This window comes from Micromonospora sp. NPDC051296 (genome assembly GCF_040682255.1).
GTDB classification, from domain to species: Bacteria; Actinomycetota; Actinomycetes; order Mycobacteriales; family Micromonosporaceae; genus Micromonospora; species Micromonospora craterilacus.
Window position 1 is genome coordinate 1 of record NZ_JBFBAO010000069.1, and the last position, 23,387, is coordinate 23,387.

Here is a 23,387-nt window from a genome sequence, read left to right on the forward strand (position 1 = left end):
GCCTGTGGCGGACCTGCTCGCCGGAGGACGCGTCGATGGGGGCGGTGCCGTTCCAGGAGGCGAAGTGGGCCCGATTCGGGAAGCGGGTGATGTCGGCGACCTCGACCAGCAGCCGGGCGGCGCCGGAGGGTCCGATGCCGTGCAGGTCCATCAAGCTGGTGCCGGTCGACGCGACCAGGTCCTTGAGTTCCTTGTCGGCTTCTTTGGAGCGTCGGTAGATTCGTTCGAGGTCGGCGATCAGCTCCGCGGCGACCCGCCGTCGGGCCTTGCCGACCACGTCACGAGGCCGGACCGTGGCCAGCAACGCCTTGGCCTGCGCGGCGGACAGGCTCTTCTTCGCCCCGCCCGGAATCAGTTCGAGGAGCAGTTGGTGCAGCTGAGACACCATCCGGGTGTGATCCTCACCGAGAGACCGGCGCCGGTCGACCAGAATCCGCAACAGCGCCAGCTGCTCGTCATTGACCACCGGGCGCAGCCCGGCCATACGGGTGCCGACCAACGCGATGGAGTGCGCGTCGGTGGCGTCGGTCTTGCGGCCCTGCCCGGTGGCGAACACCCGCGCCCTGGCAGACAACTTCGGCGGGACATCGACGACCTGCTCGCCATCGGCCAGCAGCCGAGCGGCGATGTGCCGGCCTATCCCTTGGCAGCCCTCGATCGCCCACACCCGGTCCGGCCACCGCCTGGCGTAGGTCCTCATCGCCGCGTAGCCGCCGCGGTCGGTGTCGAACCTGCCGCCACCGACGACGGTCTCGTCGCCGGCCATCACCTCGATCGTGGCGGAACGCTTGTGCGGGTCCATCCCGATCACCACACGATCCGATATCACAGTCACCGCGTCCTCCGATGCTCGATCCACCTGGATTGTCGAGCCGGGAGGGCAACGCTACTTCGAGCCGAGCACACCCCTCTTGAGCCTCTCCCCGCCCTGAGGCGACGCCCGGGCCGCGCAGGCCAAATGAGAGCCACACGACCAGCGTGGGCAGCCGAAAAGCGAGCGACAACCCGGGCGCCTCGACCGAAGCCTGGCCCGGCCACGGTCGCAGGTCAATGAAACAAGTAGCCGATGAGAGCACGCCAGCGGCAGTCTCCACTGATGCGGTCAGCCGACGTCGCGCAGGAGGGAAAACATCCGATCAGCCAACTCCTCGTTTTCGGCGTCGCCGCTGTAGTAGTCGGCGAGCTCGGATTCCCGGGCTTCCTCCATCTCGACAATTGCCAGCGATTGACGTACGTCGTCCATGTACGGGGAAAAATGGTCCCACTGGTCGGCGTAGTCGATGATGTCGGCCAGTTCCCGCAGGCTGACGCCACTGATCCGACCGAGCCCGGCGGAGCCGATGGCGTCGATCGTGGCGCGAGCAGTCGCCTCCCGTGCGGCTTCCGCCGTTGCGAGAGCCTCGTGCCCCGGTAGGCCGTGCAGTTGTTCCAGGAAAGCGACGGCACGCTCTACCGATGACCAGTCCGGCAGATCCTCGGTAACCTCCGCGGCAATTCTCTGGGAGAGCCGCGCGGCGACCTGACGCAGCACCTTTGACGGCGATCGGTTGCAGAGCACCGACGACTCGACCGCCTCGGCCAAATCGTCGATGTCGTCGGTCAGATCGACGTTTCGGAGCTTTTCCTCTGCGAAGGTGTAGAGCTCCGCGACGGCGAAGGCGTCCGCAATGGCAAGAGTGACGTTGACGCGGTGAAGAACGTTCAGATCACGGCAGTCGACCGGCTCGGCATCATACGTCCGCTTCACCGCGGCCGCCAGATCCTGTAGGTGATCGGCGAGCATCCTTCTAAGCGTCGGACTTTCCCGCGCGTACAACCAGGCTCGTTCGATCTGCTCGAAGAACGGCGCCGTTCGGATGAGGCGGGCAACCGTCGCCGGCGCCTTCTCTACATGCTTCCTCAGGTAGTCCTCCACGGAGGGGTTGCTGAAGTAGACGCGGCATGGGCTGCCACCGTACATCTGAATCATCGTCCTATCGAGGATTCTTAGCGCGTCCTCCATAGCCGGTTGATGGACCTCCCGGGCCGGGCTGTTCGAATACGCATGCCACGCGCGGAAAAGGTCGTCCGACGTGACACCGTCGCCGAGGAGAAGCAGAATCTCCATTACCTCACCGGCATGGCTGGTCAACTGGTTCCGGAAGATCGGCCGCCACACCTCATCCGGATCGTTCAGGTTGTGCCTCAGCACTTCCACTGCGGCCGACGCCGTTAGGCCATCCTGGGCAGCGATCGTGAGCGTGTCCTCGATGACACGAGGGTTGAAGTTCGGATCGCGGATGACGTCGAGGTAAACGTCCGGCGAGGCGAATGCGGCCTTGGGATCATCGGCTAGACGAGAGAAATATACCTGGTTGTATAGGATCGCCGCCCTGGTGGCGAACTGATGATCGGCAAGATCCAAGACGAAGGAGTGCCTGTCGAAAGCATATCTTTCCAGCGGTTCGGACACCTGCCGCGCCTGCTCCAGGATATATCCCCTGGTGGTCAAGACCATCCGCTTGTTCTCGCTCAATTCGACCTGCTTGAGGACATCTACCAGGCGCGCATCCGCGTTCCTGCCAAGCTTGTCACCGAAGGCGGACCGGCCCAGGAAATCGTCGCAAAAGAAGACTTGGCGGGCGTCGTCATCCCAAACGGCGTTGACCTCATTCGCGTCAGCCGAGATGTCGTACAAGTCGTAACCGGCACGGACGTAGGATGCGCAGAGAACCTGCGCAAGCGTGGTCTTCCCGATGCCCGGCATGCCCGAAATGACGCACACTCCTCGTGCTTCGAGCAGGCGTTGCGCCTCGTTGAGGCCGGGATGCGGCGCGAAAACCTCCAACGTCTTGTCGAGGTTCCTAAGGAGCCGGGAGGTCCGGGTCAGCGTCGTCTTGTTGAGGACGGCCCGCAGGACCGCCGTTCCTGACAACCAAAGCCGGATGTGCCGTTCCACCAGTTGAGGCCGTTTGCGGAGCTCGACGACGATCTCGTCGATCCCGTAGATGTCGCTCTTGGCCAGGTACGGTGACAGTTTCTCGACCAGTTCCTCTTTGGCATGAACAGTGAGGCCGGCCGACGTCGCCAGGATGTACTGAGCCGGTTTGAGGGCCCGGACCTTCGCGGCTTCGATTTTCTCCATGTGACTGAGTAGCGCCGATCGGCCGCTCCTGGAATAGTGCTTGCATTGGACGATGACGTCGCCGCGGGCCGACATGTGCCTCAGGTCGATGCCGCGGTCCGCGCCCGGCGCGAACACCTCCAAGCGCGCACCGAGGATCTCGCCGAAGAGATCGGCACACAACACCTCGAAGTCGAAGGCGCTGAGCCGCGTGATGTCGATGTCGTCCACCAACCGCCCCCCGTCGGTCAAGCGGATGCACTTCCGCAGTGATCGTGCTCGCCAACGTTCCAGACGTGCCTGTGCCGGCCGTCAACCCTACATCACTCGCTGCAGACCGGCGGCAAGATCCAGTGCACTTATCTGCCGCCGACAGCGCGCGGCGTTTACCCGAGCACTCGTCACTATCTGTACGGAATGCCCTGAGCGGCGACCACCGCCCGACGGTGGTCACGTCCTCCGCAGCCGCACCCGTGCGGGACGTTCTCGATCCAGATCGACGACTCCAGCGCGCTCCAGGACTACGGCCACATAGTCCGCTGTTTGTCGTTTGACGAATGTCTTGAGATACCCGTCCAATGTGCCTTGGTTGCCGTGAACATCACGGTTCGCCCCGACCCGAACCCAGCCGCGTCCGTGCAGGTACCCCGGGATGCCCTCAAGGCAGGACCAGCTGAAGACCGTTCGAGTCTGCTTGTTCCCGAAGAGCAAGACCAACCCGGCTGAGGAAACCTCGTCAACCACGAAGGTGGCGCGACCGGTCGGCGTTGGGAGGCGCGTACCCGCCCCAACCCGAGCCCGAATAGCCGTCTCAACCTGACCTGGCATAACCGCATCATGCATCCCGCTGGTCTGCGACGCCAAGCACCCGCAGACGGCGATGAAGAAGGCCAAGGCGTCGCGATCCGCCACGATGATCCACTGCACGCTCATGTCGCTCTCCGCGCAGCCACGTCAACTTGCCGGGCCATACGACCAGTGCAGCGCGACGTCGGGCTTCATCCGTAGCCACAGAGTGGAAGCCAGCGAGTCGTCCGGGAAATCGACCCGTAGCAGCTCGCGACCATGGATCCGTTCGACCCCGACACCTGAACGGCACGCAGATCCAGGTCGAGCAGCTCGACTCCGTCGGATGCGGTCCGCAACCGTAGCCGAACGACCTCGTATCCCGGCTCGATGTACATCTCTACGTCGTAGCCGGCTCGGGTAGTTCGGAACGTCATTGCCGTGTAGGGCCACAGCTCTCGCCAGTCGAACTGGTAGCCGGCCTCGCGCTCGTCGTCCGCGTACCGATAGACCGGCTCCGCCTCGAACAACCAGATCAGGTCCTCGTAGCTGGGGACCGGCTCCATGACCACCGGAAGATCCTTGCACGGATGCTGTCGGCGTACGGGTTCCAGTGCAGAGCCAGGTACGCCAGACGGGCTCTGTCGCTGATCTTGTGACGGCCTGGAGTAAGCGCCAAGATCCTCGCGGTGCTGTCCACATTAGTTAGGGTGCTTCCGCATCTGTCCAGCGTCGTCATCGAAGCGGTTGAGCGATCGGCCGCGATGATCGTGTTGCGGGCGCGGTCGAGGACGCGTGGGAGTCGTTGCCCGCAGTGCAGCATGACGTCGGTGCGTACGCACGGCACGTATCGGCGTCGGCTTGCCGACGCCGCGCTCGGTGGCTGTGCCGTGGTGATCGATCTGTTGGTCCGGCGGTTCAAGTGCGTGTCTCAGGTGTGTCCTGCGGTGACGTTCGTCGAGCAGGTGCCAGGTTTGACTCAGCCGCACGGACGGCGGACGCCCGTGCTGCAGCAGCAGTTGGTGCAGGTCGCGGTCGCCCTCGCGGCCCGGCCGGCGGCGCGGCTCGCTCGACGGTTGGGTCTGCCGGTGGCCAAGGACACCCTGCTGCGACTGGTCCGTGTGCTTCCGGAGCCGTCGGTCGGTGAGGTGCGGGTCGTGGGTATCGACGACTTCGCGCTGCGCCGCCGCCACGTCTACGCCACGATCGTCGTGGACCTGGAGACCCGTCGACCGGTCGAGGTGCTTGAGGGACGCGAAGCCGGGCCGGTCGCGGCGTGGCTGGCGAAACATCCTGAGGTCGAAGTGGTGTGCCGTGACCGCGGCCGGGCCTACGCCGAGGCCGCTCGGGCCGGTGCTCCGCAAGCAGTGCAGGTCGCCGATCGGTGGCATCTGTGGAACAACCTGTGCGAAGCGGTGGACAAGACCGTCGCCGCGCACCACGGCTGTGTCAAGGCCGCGTTCGCCGCGGCGCAGCCACCGGTGGAGACTTCGCCGCCGTCGTTGCCGGATGCGCACCTCGATGTCCGTGGTAGGCCACGCGTGCTGGCGGCCCGCACCACCGAGCGGTATCAGGCCGTGCAGGAACTCGTCGCGGCCGGCCGTTCGCTGCGAGGCATCAGCCGCGACCTGCAGCTGGACTACTACGCGGTGCGCCGCTACGCCCGCGCCGCGAGCCTCGACGAGCTCATCGCGCCGGCGATCCACCGCCGCTCCGTGCTGGACGCGTTCAAGCCCTACCTCTGCGAGCGGTTCGCCCACGGGCAGCACAACGCCGTGCAGCTGTATCGAGAAGTCCGCGAACAGGGCTACACCGGTAGCGCCAGTACGGTCAATCTCTACGTACACCTGCTCAAACGCGGCGTGACCGCCCCACCTGCACCGCGTCCGATCCCGGCTCCCCGCTCCGTGGCGACCCTGCTGCTCACGCATCCCGACCGGCTACCACCCGAGCAGACCGGCAACCTGCACGACGTCCAAGCGGCATGCCCACACTTGACCGCCGCCGGCCAGCATGTGCGCGCCTTCGCCAAGATGCTGACCAATCTCACCGGCAAACAGCATCTGTCCGAGTGGATCGACAACGTCCAGGCGGACGACCTGCCGCACCTGCGGCAGTTCGCAAACGGACTGCGAACCGACTACCACGCCGTCCTCGCCGGCCTCTCCACGTCCTGGAGCTCCGGCCAGGTCGAAGGGCAGAACACCAGGGCCAAGCTGATCAAACGCCTCGGCTACGGTCGGGCAACTTCGACCTACTCCGCAAACGGATCCTGCTTCAAACGTGAGGCATCGTCACAAGATCAGCGACAGAGCCCGTCTGGCGTACCTGAGTCTGCACTGGAACCCGTACGCCGACAACCGGTACCTGCGGCGCGACGAGGCCGCCCCGGGTACCGGGACGGCCTCGTCGTTCGGATGGAGCAGGGTGTCGTCAGGCTGCGGCGGTGCTCTCGCCGCTGGAGGGTGCCGGGCTGGAGAGGTCCCCTCGTGTGATGGCGGCGGCGACGACGCGCTCGGCGCGGCGGCGGCGCATCCGTAGGGCTCCTGGGGTCAGGCCCTGTTCGGCGGCTAGGTGCTCGATCAGCGCGTCACCGAACCGGGTCGCGCTGATCAGCTCGGCGGCGTCGGCGGTGATCAGACCGGCGGCGACCGCCCGGCCCAGCAACAGGTCGGGGTGCCCGTAGGGCATCCTCGGCGACCGTGATCCGCTGCCCAGGTCCAGCGGCAACTCCTCGCCTTCGTCGGCGGTGACAACAGAGGTGCCTGCGCGCCAGGCGGCCCAGCACAGCCGCAGCCACAACCGAGGCGCGGCGAGGTCGGCGGTACGCAGCGCATCCAGGAACCCGGCGAGGACCTCGGAGTCCACATCCTCGGCGTGCCGGACGTGCCCGCGGCTGATCTTCGCCGCGAGGTGCGTCAACGCCGGGAGTGCGACGCCGATGGCGCCGACGACCCAGGCGGGTCCCCATTCGCGGGCGTGGTGGGCGAGTTGCCGCCACAGCTCGTCGGTGGTGGTGCTGTCGTAGCGCTCGAACTTGACCAGCGTGCCCAGTTCGTCCAGCGGCATGGTCGTGTCGGGCAGGCCCGGCACCGGGCGTGCGTCGAACACCAGCGGCGTGGGCTCGCAGGTCAGCAGCGCGAACGCGGTCTCGGCGGTGGTCAGCGCCGTGTCGGCCGTCCGGCTTCGGGTGGTTGTTGCCATGGTGATGTCCCCCTCGGCAGGGAGCCTGTCGCCTGGTGCGACGGCTTCGAGGCCATCGATTGGGACAGCCCGACCTGACACCACAACCGATTGTCAGACCCGGACAGGTCGTGACTGTCCTGTCAGGTTCTGCGCCCTGAGGGCGGCCCGTACGCCCGCCGGGTGGGCTGTCAGGTCGCCGGGGTGACGGGTTCTGTCAGGCCGGGGGTGGGTTCGATTGGCCTGTCAACGCGGCCCTGGGAATGTCAGTACGCCCGCCGGTCCGGGGGCCACCGTGCCTATGACCGACAGAGAACCGCGCCGCGCACCCATCCCTGTCGGGGATGTGGTGGCTGGTGACCCGCCCGTGCCGATCACCGTCTGGCCGATCCCCGCCCCCGCCGGGGGCGAGACCATGTCCAACGCGATGGGCGTGCGGCTGGTCCACAACCTCACCCACCCGTCCGATCTGGTCATCGACCTGGCTGTGGGGCCGCAGCTGGCCCGCGCGGTCATCGCGGCGCACCGCCGCAGCCACCTGGACGCGCCCCGGCAGCTCGGCTGGGGTCGGGAGCCGGCGACGCTGATCGTCACCGGCTGGCCCCTCGATGACGCGATGTCGCCGGGCGAGTTCTTCGCCCGCTGCCGCGCCGGCCTCGTGCCGGGCGGCTGCGTAGCGGTGCTGCTGCCGCACGGTGACCTCGTCCTACCGGTCGACATCGTCATCGCCGCGAAGCGGGCCGGGCTGGCGTACCTGCAGCACGTCGTGGCGGCCGACCGGCCGCCCCGCCCTGGCCAGCGCACCCAACTCGACATCCACACCGACGTACTCATCCTGACCCGCAGCACGACGGAAACCGGCGGTGCCAATGGCTGACGATCTGCCGATTACCTCGGTGTGGCTGACCTGCCAGCAGCCGGCCCGGGATCAGCGGCGAGGCCGCTACGTGCCGCAGACATCGAGCCATCCGGGCAAGATGCTGCCGAATCTCGCCGCGCACGCGATCAGCTCGTACACCGCGCCCGGGGATCTGGTGTTCGACCCGATGTGCGGGTCCGGCACCACCCTCGTGGAGGCCATGCACCTCGGCCGCCAGGCGATCGGCATCGACATCGAACCCCGGTTCACCGCCTTGGCTGAGGCCAACGTCGCGCTCGCCGCGTCACAGGGCGCGGCCGGCACGGCGCAGGTATCCACCGGCGATGCCACCCGCCTTCTCGATCTGGTGCCGGCGTCGGCGGTGGGCCAGGTGGGACTCGTGCTCACCTCGCCGCCATACGGGCACGGGACCCACGGTCTCGTACGGGTGACGAGTACCGGGGTACGCAAGCGGAACCACCTGTACGGGGACCGGGAACGCGGCAACCTCGCCTACGGCGGCTGGTCCCGCTTGCTCGACGGCTTCGCGGCGATCCTGTCCGCCAGCTACCCGCTGCTGCGTCCCGGCGGGACCGTGGTCATCACCTGCCGACCCGTCCGACGCCAGCGCGACGACTTGATCGACCTGCCCGGCCAGTTGCTGGCTGTCGCCCGGTCGGTGGGGCTGGTCCCGGTGCAGCGATGCGCGGCGATGCTCGCCGCCGTCCGCGACGGACAGATCGTGCACCGGGCCAACATGTTCGGTCTCCTGGCCGTACGCAGGTCCAGGGACGACGGCATCCCCGTGCACCTCGTGGCGCACGAGGACGTGCTGGTCCTGAGGCGAGGCCAAAAGTCCAGGGCCGTTGTCAGCTGACAGCAGGTGAGCGGGGGCTGTCAGGGCTTGTCAGATGGCCGGACCTGACAGCTCCGCCACACCGGCAGCGACGCGGTTAGCCTGAAGGCTCTTCTCTCTTTCTTTGTGCTGATCTGACGCGCTCGCGGCGGCATCGCGCCCACCTTCCCGGTCGGCCGCCGCCCGCCCGCCTCAGGCCGCAGCACTCATCGCCTGCGCCCGTTCGCCTCACCTGCGACCGGTCACGGTGACCGCCAAAGTCGAGCCCGCCTGCAGGTAGGCGATGCGCCGCACCCAGCCGGTGCGGCTGGCACGCGGTTCGTCCCCGCCCACCGAGTTCCCGCCCTTTGCCCGCACCAACAACTACATTGGAGATCGTCGTGTCGTTCTCGGACAATCCGCTGTCCGTTCGTTCCCCGGCCGACCTGGTGGCCGCTGTGCCGTACCTTCTCGGTTTCCGTCCCGACGACGGCAGCATCGTGGTCATCGTCACCAGGAACGGCCGGATCGTCTTCGCCGCCCGCAGTGACCTGCCCGCCCCCGGCGCTCCCACCCAACTGGTTCTCGACCTCGCCGCCCAGCTGGTGCCCGTCGTGCGGCGGCAGCAGCCGATCACCGATCTCATGATCATCGGCTACGGGCAGGCCGACCATGTGGACCCGGCAGTACGCGTCTTCGACGAGGCGTGCACCACCGGCGACATGACCGTCCGGGAAGTGCTGCGGGTCACCGGTACCCGGGTGGTCAACCTCACCTGCGACGACCCAGTCTGCTGCCCACCCGAGGGAGTTCCGTTCGACCCGACCGCATCACTGCTCGCCGTGCAGGCAACCGCCGCCGGACTGGTCGCGCTACCGGACCGCGCAGCCGTAGCCGCCCGGTTCGCGCCCGTTACCGGCGCCGCCCGCGACGCCATGCGCCGCGCCACCGAAGGTGCCCTCGCCCGACTGGAGGCAGTGGTCGCCGCCGGCCCGGCTGCCGTCGACGAGGCCGGCGCGCACGCGGTCCGCGACGCGCTGCGTCACCCCGACAGGCGTCTCACCGACGACGAGGTTGCCTGGCTCACCCTGCTCCTGACGCGGGCGTCGGTACGGGACCTTGCCGTGAACCTCACCCAGCCGCACGACGAGCACGTCACGTTCTGGGCCGACGTCACCCGCCGCGCCCACGAACCGCTCTCGCCGGCACCGGCAACCCTGCTCGCCGTCACCGCCTGGCGCTGCGGTGACGGCGCCCTGGCCGCCACGGCAGCAGAACACGCCCTCCAGATCGATCCCGACTACCAGCTCGCCGACCTGCTGCAGCGGGCGCTGCACGCCGGACTCCCGCCATCCACGTTCGAGCAGGCCACCGCCGCAGCCCGAACTACCCCTTCGACCTAGCCCGCTGCGTAACGCTCCGACAGGCACCCCTGACACCGAACGCCCCCTCGGCGACCGTGAGGTTCTGCCCGACGACCGGACCCGGCGAGCTCCGCCGGCGAGACATCCGGCGCGGCCACCCCGCAGGTTCTCCTGCCCCTGATGTGCCCCTGATCTGACGTCTCGCGCGACGGCACTGCGCCCACCGCATGCGGTCGGCCGTCGCCAGCCTCGGATTTGGCACCACAATCCCACGCCCTCGCCCAGACGGGGCGCGGCATCTCCCATCCCTTCAGGCGGCCACCACCCGGTGGCCGCCTTCTTGCTGTCCTGCGGAGGACGACATGCTCAAGCCCGGCTGGTACCTGTCTGGCACCGACTGGTTCGCCCAGCTCCCCGACGCACCCCACCTCAGCAACAACGACCAGACCGTCATCGGCCAACTCGCCCACCTGTTCGGCGACGAGTCGATCTTCGGCCCGGCCAGGACGGTCGCCGCGACCCACGCGATTCTGCTGGCCGTCGAGCAGCTCGGCGACACCATGACACACGCCGCCGGCACCCACGACCTGACCGAACTGGCCCGGCTGCTGTGTGGGCTCAACCTCATCCAGGCCCACCTCACCCAGACCGTCCAGCGAATCGCCGAACACGTCAACGGCCGCACCTTCACCGGCCTCGCCGCCGCGCCTGACTCCGCCGTGCAAGCCCTGACCGACAGCCTCAGCACCGCCGGCGCCGGTGGCGAGATCTCCGCCGGTCACCTCAAGGACGCCCACCTGATCCTGCGGACCGTAATCCAGTAGGTCCCCCGCCACCTACCGGCAGGCGCGTGATCCGTCCGCGGACACGCGCCTGCCGGTCAACCCGCATCACCCAGCCGACGCCCGGCCGTCCGCGCGACCCCGCGCACCATCAGGGCCCGGATTCCACCCCACATACCACCCGGCCTCGGCCCCATCCGCCGCCCCTGCACCAAGCCCGGCACTGGCCGCAGCGCCGGCCCGGCTACCTGACCGGTGTACCGGCTCGGCGTCCACCGACCCCGCAACCTCGCCCGGCTCACCACGTCGACCGGGCCCGACACCAGTGGAGGTTCCTCATGCCCGCCAGATGGTTCCCCGCCATCGCCATCACCGGCAGCCGCCTGCTACGCGACGAACTGCGCACCGTCGAACAACAGGCCGGCTACGAACTCGAGTACGCCGACTCCGTCCCTGCGGGTCGGCGCCACGCCCGCCACCGGCCGCTGATCATCATCGGCACCGACCTCGTCGCCCGCGTCCGCCGCCCACTGTCCTGTCGCGGCCTGGTCGTCGTCGCGTCGGTGAACCCGCCCCACACCAAGGTCTGGGGACACGCCGGACGCGTCGGCGCGACCTACGTCATCGTCCTGCCCACCGCGCGCCTCTGGCTGGCCCATCACCTCGTACGTGACCTGCCGACGCTGCCGGCCCACCACCGTCGCACACAGGCGCAGGCCACCGCCGACTGACCGGCAAGCACACCGACGCGGCTGACCGAGCCCCGCCGGTACCCGAGGGACCCCAACCCCGCACTGCGCCGCCCGCTTTTCACGGGCATCAAGCACGACAAGCGGCCCGCCACAAGGCGGGCCGTCGCCATTTGAAGACCCGGGACCCGCGCCTCCAAGGTGCGCGTCCCGGGTCCTTCTGCCAGAAGGAGTTCGCTATGCCAACCCCGCCGAAGCGCCTGTGGTGGCGCCTCGACGAAGTGCTGCCCCTGGCCGCGCACGCCCTCGCCGCCCCAGAGCACCGGATCACCGGCCAGCAGGTCCTCGCCAAAGCCGCCACCCGGCCGGCGCTGGTCTGGGACTGCGACCCGTCGGGCGACTGGATCGGCTCCAACGGCGTACCGCTCTGGTACGACCACGACGGCAGCCCACGCCGAGTCCAGGCCCGCACCTGGCGGCACACCCCCACCGGCACCCTCGGAACACCCGGTCAGCCCGACCGTGCCGCCGGGTTCCTGCGCCTGAACCGCGCCTACCGCGACCCCAACCGGATATCCCTGACCACGCTGCTGCACGACGGCGCCGATGGCGGGCACTGGCTCGCCCTCAACCCCACCGCCCTGCACACCGCCGCCGGCCTTCAAGTCCTCGACCATTGCGAGGACGTCGCCCCCACCCGACGCCACCTGGACACCCGCGACCGTGACCGCGCACGCGGTGTTCGAGCTGGAATACCCCGCCCTGGTCGCCGACGACTACACCGCCCTCGGCGGCGTCCTGGCCCGCTTCGACCACCCGACCGCCCGCCAGATCGCCGACGACCTCGACCGCCTCTGGATCGGCGACATGCCCGGCGAGCACCCGATCATCACCTGGGACGGCGACACCGTCGTCATCTGCTTCGAAGCCGACGACGGCGACATCACCCGCCGCGTCGAGGCCGACCGCGTCTACCCGGACGCCGCCGGACGGTACAGCCTCGGCGCCTACCTCTGGCCCTGGCGGACCACCACCACGCACCACCCGGCCAGCCCGAACAAGCAGTAACGCCGGCCACGAACACCTGACCGAGCGGGCGGCGCCGTTCCCCCGGAGGAACGCCGGGCTCCGTCCGCAGCGCCCGCCCCACGGCGGGGGATCAAGCACGAGAAACGGCCCGCCAGAAGGCGGGCCGTCGTCGCATCTGGACCCGGGACGCGCCGCCTAGCAACGTCTGCGTCCCGGGTTCTCCAACCGAATGGAGGACCCCAGTGTTCACCACCCTGGCCGTGATCGCCACCACCGCCGTGGCGGCCGTCCTCGCCGCCTGGGCCTGCTACGTCGGCGTCGAACTGCGGCGCCTGCGCGCCGCGCTCACCGACGCCGCCTGGCAACTCGTCCACGACCCGCTCACCGGACTACTCAACCGCGCCGGACTGCTCGCCGCCCACACCACCCTCGCCGAAACCCCCCAGCCGATCCTCGTCGCCCTCATCGACCTCGACTCGTTCAAAGCCGTCAACGACACCCACGGCCACGACACCGGCGACCAACTCCTCATCGAGATCGCCGACCGCGTCGAAGAGGTCGCCGCCCTGTACGGCGGTGTCGCCGCCCGGCTCTCCGGCGACGAGTACGCCGCCCTGCTCCCGGTCCGCGACCACGACATCGCCCGCATCGCCGCCGTCCTCGTCGCCGTCATCGCCGAACCCGCCCGCCTGGAGGCCGATGACGACATAGCCAAGGTCGATGTCACCGCGAGCATCGGCGTCGCCGTCGTCGACAGCACCGACGCCTTCGGTGACATCGCGCTGCACCGCGCCGACGTCGCGATGTACCACGCCAAGAACGGCGGCGGGAACCAGCACGCCGCCTACACGCCCGGCATGACCATGCCGACCCGCACTCCCCGCCGCGGGCCCCGCCCGCGCGACTTCCGCCTGAGCGACCAGGGGAGGGGCGCGTGAACCTCGGCACCCTCATCGCCTGCGCCACCTGCGGCTACGGCCTCACCGAACACCACCACGGCGACCAGGTCCTCTACCGGCACCCGGTCAGTGAAACCGACCGGCACCAGCCCGTCCCCGTACCCGCCCACCTCATCGGCAACGTCTACGACCGCTGCCACATCTGCAGCGCCGCCCAACCGGTCTGGAACTACCGCACCGCCGAACTCGAAGCCCAAGGCATCGGCGGCACCCGCGACGTCATCCAGACCTACAACACCCACTGGCACGTCTGCCTCCGCTGCGCCCAACTCATCGAAGCCGACAACCCCGACACCCTCACCGCCGCCAGCGCCGCCCTCATGGGCTGGCACCCTTCTGACCCGCGACACACGATCCTGAACATGGTCCACCGGGCGATCGTCTACACCCGGGAAGGCCGCACCCTGCTCACCACCACCGACTGGCCACCAGCCAAACTCGGCCCGGACATGCTTCCCAAGGTCCGCGACCGACTCACCGGACTCCTCCGCGGCCCCGCAGACCTACCCGACCTGCTCAACACCCGAGACGCCCGCCAATCCCTGGCCGACCATCTCGACCGCTCCCCGCTGTACTGGATCAACCAGGAATTCACCGCACTGATCACCGAGGTCACCCGCGACCAGCCACCAGCACCCGTGACCGACCGGATCACCCCCACACCCAGCGGGCTGGTCGCCTGGCCACAACCCGTCGGCGACAGCGGACAGGTCGCCGCCGTCTCCTGGACACCACACGCCGACGGCTGGCACATCCTCTGCTACCGCAGTGTCGGCGCCGGCCTCGCCGAGGGCCTGATGCCTGCACTGCGGCACGACATCGGCTGGCTGATCCCCATCCACACCGGACACATCACCACCGGCGCGATCATCGACGGCAGTCATCCAGTCGGCCCGCTCATCACCACCTGGCTGCTGATGAACCAACAGATGGCCGAAGCCACCCCGGCGAAACTACCCAAGGCGGTTGCCAAGGCCTACCGACGACACCAGCGGCCCGCACCCGACGTTCGCCTCGTGCGGATCAAGCCACCCACCACCACTCCACCAGCCGAGCCGGCAGCAGGGGAGGGTGAGCGCAGCCGCGCGAAGCCCGACTACCGCTACTGGGTGTCCGGCCACGAACGCAACCAGGCGTACGGGCCAGGAAGACGCCTCCGCAAGAAGATCGACATCGAGCCCTTCCTGATATCTATTGACCGCACTACCGGCGTGTCATTCATCAATACGGCGATGGTGACGCCGACGCTCACCCGAATCGATCTCGGGAGGAGTGTTGGTCATGGATCCGCACAACGTGGCGAGCCCGCGAGACATCGCGGCGCTCGTGGTCCCCAGGGTGGGCAGCGTCCGGGCCACCGACGACCCGGTGCTGCCGTGGGTCGTGGAGGACAGCGCCGGAGTACCGGTCGGGCCGGTCAGTGCGTTCCTGCGTGATCTGCTGGCGTGTGGGTCGAGCCCGGCGTCGTGCCGCTCGTACGGCTACGACCTGCTGCGCTGGTTCCGGTTCCTCGCCGCGGTCGACGTCGGGTGGCGGCGGGCTCAGCGCAGCGAGGTCCGTGACTTCGTGCTGTGGCTGCGAACCTGCCACAACCCGGCCCGGGATCGGCGGCGCCCGGACGCGCCCGTGCCGGGCTCGGTGAATCCGCGTACCGGCAAGGCGTACCTGCGTGCGGGCTACGCGCCGACGACGATCAACCATGCGGTGTCGGTGCTGGCCGAGTTCTACGACTTCCATGTCCGTGAGGGCACCGGCCCGGTGATCTCGCCGGTGCCGCCGCGGCAGCATCGCGGTGGCCGGGTCTTCGCCCATCACAATCCGATGGAGCCGTACGCGGAGGGCCGGCGGGGCCCCTACCGGCAGAAGCAGCCCGATCTGCAGCCGCGGGCGGTGCCCGACGATGTCCTCGACGACCTGTTCGCCGCCGTGGACTGCAACCGGGACCGGGCGTTGTTCAGTATGTTCCTGTCCAGCGGCGCCCGGGCCGCCGAGTTGCTGTCGATGACCGTGGCGGACGCGCATCCCGGCAACGGGCAGATCTTCGTACGGGGCAAGGGCATGGGCGGGGCCAAGCAGACCTGTCCCGCCTCACCGGAAGCGTTCGCCTGGCTCTCCCTCTACCTCGGCGAGCTGGCCCAGGACGGTCATCGGCCCGAGCCGCACGAGGCGCTGTGGTGGACCCGTCGGCGTCCGTTCCGGCCGTTGACCTATACCGCGCTGCGGGCGGTCCTGCGGCGCATCAACGACCAGATCGGCGCCAACGTCACCGTTCACGATCTGCGGCACACGCTGTGCCTGCGCCTGATCGGCGACCCGAACATCAGCCTGGTCGACGCCCAGCAGGTGATGCGGCACCGGCAGATCACGACCACCGGCCGGTACCTGCGCCCACGTATCGACGAAGTGATCGCCCGGGTGCACGAGCACTACACCCGTCCCGCGCCGACCCCGGAGCCGACCTCGGGCTGGCAATACGATCCGGCCGACCTCGCCGACGTGTTCGGAGGCCAGTGATGCCCGGCTACGGCACCACGCTGCGCACCCCGGTCAGCCGCCGCGATCCCGGCATCCTCACCGCGCCCGCCCCGATACCGGCGCCACCACCGCTGCCGAACCCATGGGACCGGGCGGAGATCGAGGACGTGGTCGGCGAGAGCCTCACGTTGTCGGCCCCGGAGGCCACCCGGGTGCGCCGCAACAAGCAGCTGGCCAGCCGCTGGGTCCTGCAGTGGCTGCAGACTCTGCCCGCCGACACGTGGCAGCAACGCTGGCTGCTCGGCGGCGACCCGAAGCCGCCGGGCTGGGTGCCCGAGGAGTTCGCCGGGCCGAACCGGTGGAAGTACTTCACCGGTGCCGGTGTGTTGATCGTGCTGGGGGTCATCCGGCCCTCCTACCTGTGGTTGTTCGGCAACCGGCCGCAGCACATCTACGACTCCTACCGGCGGCGGCACCAGAGCGACGTGTTCGCCGAGGTGGAAGGCCTCGCCGCACAGCGCGGCGGCGCCCCGATGCACGCCCGCGAGGCGTTGACCACCCTCACCCGGATGGTGATCGTCACCGGCAAGGATCTGCGCGAACTGAGTGTGGCGGACCTGACCGGGTACGCCGCCGCACGCACCGCGAGCGGCAGGTACACCACCGCGCTGCCGTTCGCCTACGACCTACTCCGCGCCGTCGGCGGGCTCGCCGACGCGCCACCGACGTTCAAGCAGGCCAGCGCCCGCGGCCAGCTCACCGTCGCCGAGCTGGTCGACCGGTACCCGATCGCCTACCGGCCGATGCGTGACGTGCTGGTGCACTACCTGGCCGAACGGGCGCCCGCGCTGGACTACAACTCCCTGGCCACCCTGTCGCAGATCCTGTCCGAGCACTTCTGGGCCGACCTGGAACGCCACCATCCCGGCATCGACTCCCTGCGGCTGCCGCCGGAGGCGATCCACGCCTGGAAGCAGCGCATCCGGGTGCTGCCCGACGGCAGCACCCGGCTGCACTACGAGGTCATGCTGCTCGCCGTGCGGGCGTTCTACCTCGACCTGCAGCACTGGGCCATGGAACAGCCCGAGCTGTGGGCGGCCTGGTCGGCGCCGTGCCCGATCACCGCGGCGGACCTGCGGGGCACCGTCAAAGAGAAGCGCCGCCGCCAGGCCCGTATGCATGAACGCACCCGCACTCTGGCTCCGCTGCTGCCCCGGGTCGTCACCGCCGCCGAGCGCCAACTGGACCGGGCCGCCCGGATCTTGACCGCCACCCGCGCCACCGCGCCGGGCGAACAGTTCACCGTCGACGGCACCCGGTACCTGCGCACCGGTAAGCCCAACAAGTACTGGCAGCCCACGGCCCTGCTCGTGCGTCCGATCGAACCCGAAGGCCCTCGATTCGACGCCGCCGTGGAGGAAGATCAGGCGTTCTGGGTCTGGGCCGCGGTCGAGGTGTTGCGCCGCACCGGCGCCCGCATCGAGGAGATGCTTGAGCTGACCCACTTGAGCCTTCGCCAGTACCAGGCCCCGACCGGTGACCTGGTGCCCCTGATCCAGATCAGCCCGTCCAAGACCGACCACGAGCGAGTCATCCCGGCCGACCCGGACCTGGTCGCGGTGCTGGCTCGCATCATCCGCCGGATCAAAGGCCCGGAGGGTCGGGTGCCGCTGCTGCAGCGCTACGACTTCCACGACCGGCGCTTCGGGCCGCCGCTGCCGCACCTGTTCCAGCGCGTCTCCCTGGGCCGGCTCGGCGTCATCTCGCCCACCTACTTCAACCAGCTGTTCAAGAAGCTCGCCAAACAGGCCGCACTCACCGACGTCGACGGCTCACCGATCAGCTTTTCCGCCCACGACTTCCGAAGGGTCTTCGCCACGGAGACCGTCAACAGCGGTCTCCCGATCCACATCGCCGCCAAGCTACTCGGACATCTCGACCTAAATACCACGCAAGGATATGTAGCCGTCTATCCCGAGGAGGTCATCCGCCACTACCGCACGTTCATCGACCAAGGACGCGGCCGCCGTCCCCGAGACGAGTACCGCGAACCCACCAACGCCGAATGGGCCGAGTTCCGCGACCACTTCCAGCTCCGCAAGGTCGCCCTCGGCACCTGCGAGCGCCCCTATGGAACGCCCTGCCAGCACGAACACGCGTGCATACGATGCCCGGTCCTTCGATTGGATCTTGCTCAGGTGCCGCGCCTGCTGCAGATCGAGACCAACACCCACGAACGGCTCGACGAGGCCCGGCGCATGCAATGGCTCGGTGAAGTCGCCGCGCTGGAGGAGAGCCTGCGCCACATCAGCGGAAAGAAACAGCAGGTCGAACGGCTGCGTCAGCAGACCGAACTCGGAGAATCGGGATCCACCGCACTCGGCTGATCTGCCTCCCGCCCGGCCGAACGTCGATGCTCACCACTGCGGGCGGGCATTGATCTGTTCGACGGGCGGGAACTGCCGAACGGGTTCGTCGCCGATCGCATAGGCCTCCAAGCACGACAGGTAACCCTCGCCGTCGACGATCAACACGATCCCGGCATAGAACTCGCCCTCGCTGATGTCGGCCGACACTGGCGTACTGGACTCTACAGAGGCAGGTACTGCGGCACGGTCCACCGCAAGGTCGACCGTTACGCAGCCACAGCCGCATCGGCGGCGCACCGTCACGAATGGCAACTGCGCGCGCAACTCATCCCGCCCGGGAAACGGCACGGAAAGCAAGCGCTCAATGACGCTCCGCTCGACATCACTGAGCGGACGGGGCGCCTCGTCGCCGGTCATGCCAACCCTTGACGATCCGCACCACCGCGGACCGGTGCCGTACTCAGCGATCTCACGCTCACCGGCCTCCCGTCCGCCATGACCGCAGTCAGTCTGACCAGTGCGCCCCGCCCGGGCAAATGCACCGCGCCCCGATCGAGCGATAAGCATCGTCTCAGATCACGTCGAAGCTATAGAAATACCGCACTCAATAGATGATCTTCGTGGTGCGGAGAAAAGGGCCCGAGGACAAACCGATCAAGCTCAGCACGACCGTACGAATGCTCGGGAAGCGCCAACCACCTGGTACCGAAAGCCACGAGTAGCGGTCGATGTCGGCGCGGTGGCGGGGGCAGGCCGCCCGCCACCGCGATACCGGCGAGCGCACTCGGCAGCTACCCGGAGATGCCAGCGAAATCCGCCCTCCTCGGCTTCCTCGATCATGGCTGCCCCGACCAGGGTGCAGGACGGAGCGCCGTGAGATCCGGTGCCCGGCGGTGTGCTGTACGGGCCGGCGCTCGACACGTTCATCGCCAGCGCCCGGCCGCGCACCAACCACGCCGAGCGTTGAGACCCGGCTGTGCGGGTCCGCCCGGCGACAAGAGCACCGCGCAGCGGGGGAGCTGCGGCACCGTCTTCCACTCGGAAGCGGTCACCGCCTACGGCTCGCCGTACCGGGTGGCTGGCAGATTCGCCGAGGTTACCGAGAGCGCCGTTCGGGCAACTCATCGCCGGAAGGCCTCGCGGATCGCAACGAACAAGCCCGTTGCGGTACCGACGCCAACCGCCCACGCCGCGCTGCTCGTAGCAGTGGTGGGGTCCGATCGCGCTGGATGTGCTCGGCTGTGGTCGTCGCCATCCGGCAAGCCGGCGGAGCTGCGGTCCGCTCGTACCAAGGCGGCTTGCTTGGCCCGGGCGTGCGGGGCAGGCCGCAACCGGCGGGACGCATGGTCAAGTCAATGGCTGATGGCGTCGCAGCCGTAGATGAGTGTCTCGGGGGTCGACGCAGTGTCGGAAGGTCGGAGAGACGTCTTGCCGGACGGCAACTGGTTGCGGAGAGTTCCACGCCGTGCGCGTGTCGGTGTCGCCCGTGGAGCCGGAAGGCCGTAAATTGCATACGTCAGATCGCCCTGGGCGAATCAGAACTTGCCAAGAGCAGATGCACCTCGCATCTTGCTTACCCTTCGATGGCAGAGGAGGAGCGCACGGATGGTGCGTTCGGACACGGTGACGATGGGCAGCCCGTCCACGGCGGACCTGGCGCAGGTGACCGTGGTGACGGTGGCCGGCGCTGGGTTGGGCGGGTGGCAGGTACCTCCGCCAGGCATTCGCGAGGGGTACGGATCGGTAGGGGGTGTCGTCGCGGTTGCGGTGTTGGTCGGTGCCTACGTCGACAACCTGCGGGTGGCCGCTCTGGTCGGGCTGCTGGCGCTGCTGGTCGAGTGGAGGGCGGCGCGGCGGTCCGTGTTCGTCACCGATGTGCGGGTGCCGATCGCAGCCCTTCATCAGGCGGCGGCGTGGTTCCCCCAGGATGGACAGCGTGCTCAGGGGCCAGGCATGGATGTGCCCAGCCCGCGTCACTCCCGGGAGGGCTAGCCGGCGGAAAGCCGGCGACGCAGTGTCCGCGCGATGGTGTCGAGAATGTGCCCAGCGTCGTCGCCGGATGCTGCCTGCCGGTAGAGGTCGTCGAAAGCGCTCTTGTAGCCGGCGACGAGCAGGTCGTCCTCGACGAGTGCGACATCGTCGGGTTGGTTGTCGAGGTAGACCACATCGGGATCATCGGTCGAGTTGAACTCGTGCAGGGAGAAGGGTCCTACCAGCGCGGAGTTGGCAGCTGTGTCCTGCTTGAGCACCACGAGGTCGAGTTGGGGAAGCCGGGAGACAATGGCGTCGACCTGGTCGAGCATGACCTGTGGGCTTTCCACGGACTTGAGGGCACGCTCGTCGAGGACGATGCGCACGTCCCGGCGACGCGTCGGTGCGAACACGCGGTCCTGGCGGGCGAGGCGTAGCCGCACGCGGGCGCCTGCCGCCTCGCTGTCGTCGCGGTACTGCGGCCCAGCGGTCACCACTAGGCGGGCATATTGCTCGGTTTGCAGCAGCCCGGGGATGAGAAAGGGGTGATACTGGTTGATGCGCCTAGAGTCGTCCTCGTAGCCGAGGAAGTCCATGTAGGGCGACGAAATGTATTTGTGGAACTCTGCCGCCCAGTGACGTCGACGCGCCAGCCGGGCCAGGCCGAGGAGGTCTCGCACCTGCTCGACGTCTCGCACCTCGTAGAAGTCCAGCAGTGCGCGAAGGTCGTTGACGGCGATGCTGACTGAGCCGTTCTCGATTCGTGTGATCTTGGACAACGACCAGTCCATCTCTTGGCGCACATCTTCCAGTGAGAGTCTGCGGTCAAGCCGCAGCTCTCGTAGTCGAATGCGCAGCCGCCTGCGATTCGTGGTCGGTCCATGCCCGATCGTTGTCACGTACGCGCCCTCCACTCAGCAATTGCAGAAGGCATAACGAAAAGGTAATCCTGCATGACGCAATTCGCTGTAGGCCTTCGGCTCAGGGCTGAGGGCAATAAGCTATCAGACCACGGTTGCGGCCACTGAATCGGGTGAAAGAGCCAGACATTCATGGCTGAAGTGGTCACCTTCCTGCTACCGTGCTCACATAGCGCGACGCCCTCAGAGGCGGAAAGTGAAAAAGTGGTCGAGTCTGACGGGTGCCCAACATCGACCTGTCGACGACCTGCGTCAGCCTCGTTGCCGGCGCCGCATCACCCTTCACAATGCCCCCATTCGCAGATCGCCAGCTGCAGGAGAACCAATGGAAAGATCATCCAACATGCCCCTTTGGACGCGGCGCAGTTCCCGGTGCCAACAAGACCATTGCGTCGATGTCTCCCGCTACCCAAACACCGTCGAGGTGTGCAACTCCACCGATCCCGGCGCGGCCCTGTCATTCACCGACGATTCCTGGCGAACATTCCTTCGTACTCTGAACAGCCTGCGGTCGATGCCCTAACGGCCGCCGGGTTCGTCAGGCCACCAGACACACTGCCCCGAAGCCTCGGTGCCGCTGTCGACTTGCCGACACTCCTCGCGGCGCCGAGGTTTGGCAACACGCCGCAGCACAACAACAGCTCCCCTCACCACGAGTCCGCACTGGTGGACGGCGACCTCGCAGGCGCCACAGAAACAGGCCCTCGCCGAGCCCCGCGTCCTGTTGATGGGACCTTACGGAACACCGCGCCGCCGGTATAGGCGACACGGCGAAACGCGCCGCGAACAGGGAAATCACGCACCCGTCCACGGCTCCTGAACGGGCCAAAACTTTCATACCGTCGTTGGTAGATGGCCTCGTCGCGGGCGGTCGCTGGCCCTGGAACCCTTGGTCATCCGGCGGAAGGGTTTCTCACCCTTCTTTCGCTACTCATGCCTGCATTCTCACTCGTGCCGCGTCCACAACTGGGTCACCCCGCTGCTTCACCCCCGGCACGACGCTCCCCTACCCACCCACACACCTGCACACAAGCCCGAAGACTTGCGCGAAGTACACGTGTGAGTGCCACAGCTTCGGCGGTGTACTTGAGCCCCGCTACATTGTCGGCGCGGAACCACTTGACCAGTGAGCTATTACGCACTCTTTAAAGGGTGGCTGCTTCTAAGCCAACCTCCTGGTTGTCTATGCGACCCCACATCCTTTTCCACTTAGCACACGCTTAGGGGCCTTAGCTGGTGATCTGGGCTGTTTCCCTCTCGACTACGAAGCTTATCCCCCGCAGTCTCACTGCCGCGCTCTCACTTACCGGCATTCGGAGTTTGGCTGATTTCGGTAAGCTTGTGGGCCCCCTAGACCATCCAGTGCTCTACCTCCGGCAAGAAACACGCGACGCTGCACCTAAATGCATTTCGGGGAGAACCAGCTATCACGGAGTTTGATTGGCCTTTCACCCCTAACCACAGGTCATCCCCCAACTTTTCAACGTTGGTGGGTTCGGCCCTCCACGCGGTCTTACCCGCGCTTCAGCCTGCCCATGGCTAGATCACTCCGCTTCGGGTCTAGAACATGCGACTCAAACGCCCTCTTCAGACTCGCTTTCGCTACGGCTCCCCCACACGGGTTAACCTCGCCACATGCCACTAACTCGCAGGCTCATTCTTCAAAAGGCACGCCGTCACCCCTAAAGGCTCCGACGGATTGTAGGCGAACGGTTTCAGGTACTATTTCACTCCCCTCCCGGGGTACTTTTCACCATTCCCTCACGGTACTCGTCCGCTATCGGTCACCAGGAAGTATTTAGGCTTACCAGGTGGTCCTGGCAGATTCACGGCAGATTTCAGGAGTCCGCCGCTACTCGGGAACACCCACAGAAGACCAGCAGCTTTCACCTACCGGACTATCACCGTCTACGGTCGGCCTTTCCAGACCATTCAGCTAACCACTGGCTTTGTAACTCCTTTGGTGGTTGTCAGCCCACCACGCAGGGTCCCACAACCCCGACCACGCAACCCCTGACAGGTATCACACGCAACCGGTTTAGCCTCAATCCGCTTTCGCTCGC

Annotated in this window: 20 protein-coding genes and 1 rRNA gene; 13 read left to right on the forward strand and 8 right to left on the reverse strand. The window is 67.6% G+C overall.

Features of this window, described 5'->3' with window-relative positions:
• From AB0M52_RS10615 to AB0M52_RS10630, 4 genes are all read right to left on the reverse strand, one after another.
• Nucleotides 1-802 (reverse strand): transposase (locus AB0M52_RS10615; RefSeq protein WP_363951660.1); only part of this gene is annotated, 802 nt, incomplete at its 3' end.
• A 300-nt stretch (nucleotides 803-1,102) separates the two neighbouring features.
• The gene (locus tag AB0M52_RS10620) at nucleotides 1,103-3,334 is read right to left on the reverse strand and encodes a restriction endonuclease (protein WP_363951663.1); all 2,232 of its coding nucleotides are present in this window, start codon (nucleotides 3,332-3,334) and stop codon (nucleotides 1,103-1,105) included.
• 219 nt (nucleotides 3,335-3,553) lie between these two features.
• Complete coding sequence (locus AB0M52_RS10625) at nucleotides 3,554-4,036, reverse strand: hypothetical protein (protein ID WP_363951666.1); 483 nt, start codon at nucleotides 4,034-4,036, stop codon at nucleotides 3,554-3,556.
• A gap of 65 nt (nucleotides 4,037-4,101) precedes the next feature.
• Nucleotides 4,102-4,461, reverse strand: coding sequence for a hypothetical protein (locus AB0M52_RS10630; protein WP_363951668.1), 360 nt, complete (start codon nucleotides 4,459-4,461; stop codon nucleotides 4,102-4,104).
• A 192-nt stretch (nucleotides 4,462-4,653) separates the two neighbouring features.
• On the opposite strand from AB0M52_RS10630, the gene AB0M52_RS10635 reads away from it, so the two are divergent.
• Entirely contained in the window at nucleotides 4,654-6,384 is a 1,731-nt protein-coding gene (locus AB0M52_RS10635; RefSeq protein WP_363951707.1) for an ISL3 family transposase, read from the forward strand.
• Here the strand turns inward: AB0M52_RS10635 and AB0M52_RS10640 are convergent.
• Nucleotides 6,323-7,093, reverse strand: coding sequence for a hypothetical protein (locus tag AB0M52_RS10640; protein ID WP_363951671.1), 771 nt, complete (start codon nucleotides 7,091-7,093; stop codon nucleotides 6,323-6,325). The genes AB0M52_RS10635 and AB0M52_RS10640 overlap by 62 nt on opposite strands.
• Before the next feature lie 346 nt (nucleotides 7,094-7,439).
• Between AB0M52_RS10640 and AB0M52_RS10645 the strand changes: the two genes are divergently transcribed.
• The 10 genes from AB0M52_RS10645 to AB0M52_RS10690 all read left to right on the forward strand — a co-directional run bounded on the left by AB0M52_RS10645 (nucleotide 7,440) and on the right by AB0M52_RS10690 (nucleotide 18,451).
• The gene (locus tag AB0M52_RS10645; RefSeq protein ID WP_363951674.1) at nucleotides 7,440-7,949 is read left to right on the forward strand and encodes a hypothetical protein; all 510 of its coding nucleotides are present in this window, start codon (nucleotides 7,440-7,442) and stop codon (nucleotides 7,947-7,949) included.
• Nucleotides 7,942-8,808: a DNA methyltransferase gene (locus AB0M52_RS10650; RefSeq protein ID WP_363951677.1), complete on the forward strand. Its 867-nt coding sequence runs from the start codon at nucleotides 7,942-7,944 to the stop codon at nucleotides 8,806-8,808. The genes AB0M52_RS10645 and AB0M52_RS10650 overlap by 8 nt, the downstream gene beginning before the upstream one ends.
• 359 nt (nucleotides 8,809-9,167) lie before the next feature.
• Nucleotides 9,168-10,169 carry a DUF4192 domain-containing protein gene (locus AB0M52_RS10655; protein WP_363951680.1) on the forward strand — a complete coding sequence of 334 codons (1,002 nt, stop codon included), beginning with the start codon at nucleotides 9,168-9,170 and terminating at the stop codon, nucleotides 10,167-10,169.
• A 323-nt stretch (nucleotides 10,170-10,492) separates the two neighbouring features.
• Nucleotides 10,493-10,954, forward strand: a complete 462-nt coding sequence (locus AB0M52_RS10660; RefSeq protein ID WP_363951683.1) for a hypothetical protein — start codon at nucleotides 10,493-10,495, stop codon at nucleotides 10,952-10,954.
• A 296-nt stretch (nucleotides 10,955-11,250) separates the two neighbouring features.
• Nucleotides 11,251-11,643 carry a hypothetical protein gene (locus AB0M52_RS10665; protein WP_363951685.1) on the forward strand — a complete coding sequence of 131 codons (393 nt, stop codon included), beginning with the start codon at nucleotides 11,251-11,253 and terminating at the stop codon, nucleotides 11,641-11,643.
• A gap of 681 nt (nucleotides 11,644-12,324) precedes the next feature.
• A complete protein-coding gene (locus AB0M52_RS10670) occupies nucleotides 12,325-12,669 on the forward strand; it encodes a hypothetical protein (protein WP_363951686.1) in 345 nt (114 codons plus the stop codon).
• Between the two features lie 203 nt (nucleotides 12,670-12,872).
• Complete coding sequence (locus AB0M52_RS10675; protein ID WP_363951689.1) at nucleotides 12,873-13,568, forward strand: GGDEF domain-containing protein; 696 nt, start codon at nucleotides 12,873-12,875, stop codon at nucleotides 13,566-13,568.
• Nucleotides 13,565-15,025 carry a hypothetical protein gene (locus AB0M52_RS10680; protein ID WP_363951691.1) on the forward strand — a complete coding sequence of 487 codons (1,461 nt, stop codon included), beginning with the start codon at nucleotides 13,565-13,567 and terminating at the stop codon, nucleotides 15,023-15,025. The genes AB0M52_RS10675 and AB0M52_RS10680 overlap by 4 nt, the downstream gene beginning before the upstream one ends.
• Nucleotides 14,928-16,103, forward strand: coding sequence for a tyrosine-type recombinase/integrase (locus AB0M52_RS10685; protein ID WP_363951694.1), 1,176 nt, complete (start codon nucleotides 14,928-14,930; stop codon nucleotides 16,101-16,103). Before AB0M52_RS10680 ends, AB0M52_RS10685 begins: the two co-directional genes overlap by 98 nt.
• The gene (locus AB0M52_RS10690) at nucleotides 16,103-18,451 is read left to right on the forward strand and encodes a site-specific integrase (RefSeq protein WP_363951696.1); all 2,349 of its coding nucleotides are present in this window, start codon (nucleotides 16,103-16,105) and stop codon (nucleotides 18,449-18,451) included. The genes AB0M52_RS10685 and AB0M52_RS10690 overlap by 1 nt, the downstream gene beginning before the upstream one ends.
• Before the next feature lie 30 nt (nucleotides 18,452-18,481).
• On the opposite strand, the gene AB0M52_RS10695 is transcribed toward AB0M52_RS10690, so the two are convergent.
• Nucleotides 18,482-18,850 (reverse strand): hypothetical protein, encoded by a 369-nt coding sequence (locus AB0M52_RS10695; RefSeq protein ID WP_363951698.1) that lies wholly within the window; start codon nucleotides 18,848-18,850, stop codon nucleotides 18,482-18,484.
• Between the two features lie 1,188 nt (nucleotides 18,851-20,038).
• On the opposite strand from AB0M52_RS10695, the gene AB0M52_RS10700 reads away from it, so the two are divergent.
• Nucleotides 20,039-20,425, forward strand: coding sequence for a hypothetical protein (locus AB0M52_RS10700; RefSeq protein WP_363951701.1), 387 nt, complete (start codon nucleotides 20,039-20,041; stop codon nucleotides 20,423-20,425).
• Here the strand turns inward: AB0M52_RS10700 and AB0M52_RS10705 are convergent.
• Nucleotides 20,422-21,318, reverse strand: coding sequence for a DUF5753 domain-containing protein (locus AB0M52_RS10705; protein ID WP_363951704.1), 897 nt, complete (start codon nucleotides 21,316-21,318; stop codon nucleotides 20,422-20,424). The genes AB0M52_RS10700 and AB0M52_RS10705 overlap by 4 nt on opposite strands.
• 349 nt (nucleotides 21,319-21,667) lie before the next feature.
• On the opposite strand from AB0M52_RS10705, the gene AB0M52_RS10710 reads away from it, so the two are divergent.
• Nucleotides 21,668-21,847: a DUF397 domain-containing protein gene (locus AB0M52_RS10710; RefSeq protein WP_363951710.1), complete on the forward strand. Its 180-nt coding sequence runs from the start codon at nucleotides 21,668-21,670 to the stop codon at nucleotides 21,845-21,847.
• A 235-nt stretch (nucleotides 21,848-22,082) separates the two neighbouring features.
• On the opposite strand, the gene AB0M52_RS10715 is transcribed toward AB0M52_RS10710, so the two are convergent.
• Nucleotides 22,083-23,387: ribosomal RNA gene (locus AB0M52_RS10715) — 23S ribosomal RNA — on the reverse strand; the annotation flags it as partial.

Coding starts and splice junctions, on each gene's coding strand:
- AB0M52_RS10640 (WP_363951671.1), bottom strand. CDS start 7,093: ATGGCAACAACCACCCGAAGCCGGACGGCCGACACGGCGCTGACCACC.
- AB0M52_RS10690 (WP_363951696.1), top strand. CDS start 16,103: ATGCCCGGCTACGGCACCACGCTGCGCACCCCGGTCAGCCGCCGCGAT.
- AB0M52_RS10650 (WP_363951677.1), top strand. CDS start 7,942: ATGGCTGACGATCTGCCGATTACCTCGGTGTGGCTGACCTGCCAGCAG.
- AB0M52_RS10660 (WP_363951683.1), top strand. CDS start 10,493: ATGCTCAAGCCCGGCTGGTACCTGTCTGGCACCGACTGGTTCGCCCAG.
- AB0M52_RS10625 (WP_363951666.1), bottom strand. CDS start 4,036: ATGAGCGTGCAGTGGATCATCGTGGCGGATCGCGACGCCTTGGCCTTC.
- AB0M52_RS10635 (WP_363951707.1), top strand. CDS start 4,654: ATGATCGTGTTGCGGGCGCGGTCGAGGACGCGTGGGAGTCGTTGCCCG.
- AB0M52_RS10710 (WP_363951710.1), top strand. CDS start 21,668: ATGCCCCTTTGGACGCGGCGCAGTTCCCGGTGCCAACAAGACCATTGC.
- AB0M52_RS10695 (WP_363951698.1), bottom strand. CDS start 18,850: ATGACCGGCGACGAGGCGCCCCGTCCGCTCAGTGATGTCGAGCGGAGC.
- AB0M52_RS10700 (WP_363951701.1), top strand. CDS start 20,039: ATGGTGCGTTCGGACACGGTGACGATGGGCAGCCCGTCCACGGCGGAC.
- AB0M52_RS10665 (WP_363951685.1), top strand. CDS start 11,251: ATGCCCGCCAGATGGTTCCCCGCCATCGCCATCACCGGCAGCCGCCTG.